We start from the raw sequence: 1,711 nt of genomic DNA on the forward strand, positions 1-1,711 counted from the left end.
GGCATTCGGTCGCGCAGATTTACGGAGCCATGCCGCCGGAAGTCCGCCGCGAAGAAGCCCGTCGCTTCCGTGCGGGGGAGGCCGCTATCCTGGTCGCCACGGATGCGGTGGCTATGGGCCTGAATTTGCCAGCGCATACGGTCGTTATTGGCGAAGGCGAAAAGTACAATGGCCGCATCAGTACCACCGTACCCAAACCGTTAATTCGGCAGATTGCTGGACGGGCAGGGCGGTACGGCCATCACGATGTGGGTCATGCCGCTGGCGCTGATGCCGCCATTCACCGGCAAATCCAGAAAGCGCTCAACAAAATGGATAGCGCCATTGATTTCCCCGCTATTTTTGCCGCGCCCACCCGGACCTGGATTGCCCGCGCCATGGATGCAGCGCCAGACATTGGCGTGCATGACTTGCTCATTGCCTGGCAGAAAACGCTCAAAGGTTCTGAGTGGTTCACCTGCATGGATCTCACTGAAACGCTGGATAAAGCCCATATCATGGACACTCTGGCGGGTTCTAATCGCTTGTCCATGGCCGAGCGCCTACAAATCCTGACGGCACCTGTCGATGCACGGGCTGGCCAGATGCAACATTTCCGGAGGATGGTTACCGCGATTCTGGAACAGCGGGCCTATCCCTCTCCTGCATGCAGTGGAACGCGGGCGCGGACGGAAGAACTGGAATCGGACTACAAGCATCTCTCGCTGTATTGCTGGTTTCATTACCGTTATCCGCAAATTTTTCCCGAAATACACCGAGCCACGGGGGAAAGGGAACGTTGCGTCCGGCAACTGATTGTCCAAATTCGCCAGGGTCTGAAACGTCACTGCAGAAGTTGCGGAAAGACGCTCCCCGCCCAAAGTGCTTACGGAATTTGCGAAAGATGTTACCGATCGCAGCGGGAATGATGACGGTGGCTAACAAGACGCAGTTTTGGAAAATCTGGAGTGATACAGATACAGCGCGAGCGCGCCGGGAACGTGCAAAAACCAATGCGCTGTCTGCGGCTGGTTGCGCCACAAAAAAATAATTTGGCATCGCCGGTAGATGTAGACGCACCGTTCACGGCCTGCGGATACACAAACAGTTTCCTATTTTCTGAAATATGAGGTGCAACTGATGAGTAATACGATCGATATGCTGGAAAGTGGTATGGCTGGTCCGAAACCTGTTATGGAAAGAGAAAAGTCCATTGGTATGGAATCCTGTTACACGGTGCACATGCCACTAGGTACATGGTTCGCCATATTGGATAATCCGCGCCAACGGGATACGGAAGAGCATGCCCGCAAAGCTGCTCGTGAACACCTGCGGGCGCCTAATCCCACACACCGTAGTGTGAGTGCCGCGTGTCTGCCGAGTGGAAAAATGGTGAAACTCGACGGGCACACCCGGACTTTTCTTTGGGCATCGGGAAAGCTGGAGGCGCCAGCGGATGGTACGGTGACGGTGACGGTTTATCCCGTACACGACATGGAAGAGGTCAAAGATCTGTTTGACACCTTTGATAACCGGTTAGCGGTGATGACGACCCAGGACCGTTTGGCAGGTGGAAAACGTGAGCATGCCCTGGAATTGCATTCCAGTTGTTTGTCTGGAACTGCTTTACATGCGACTTCACTGAAAATCTGCGATGCCATTGCGACACAAGGGATACTGCAGGTCCAAAAACCCGATCCAGAGCATGTGATTATCGGGCGCTGGAAGCCGG

At 54.7% G+C, this 1,711-nt stretch carries 2 protein-coding genes; both read left to right on the top strand.

The features are described from left to right. Window positions 1-908: helicase-related protein (locus AC2VLY_RS13035; protein ID WP_486893219.1), on the top strand; the 908-nt coding region annotated here is incomplete at its 5' end. 211 nt (window positions 909-1,119) lie between these two features. Beyond that, the coding region (locus AC2VLY_RS13040; RefSeq protein WP_486922424.1) for a hypothetical protein at window positions 1,120-1,711 on the top strand (592 nt) is incomplete at its 3' end.

Source organism: Acidithiobacillus sp. TH-A36 (genome assembly GCF_057473445.1).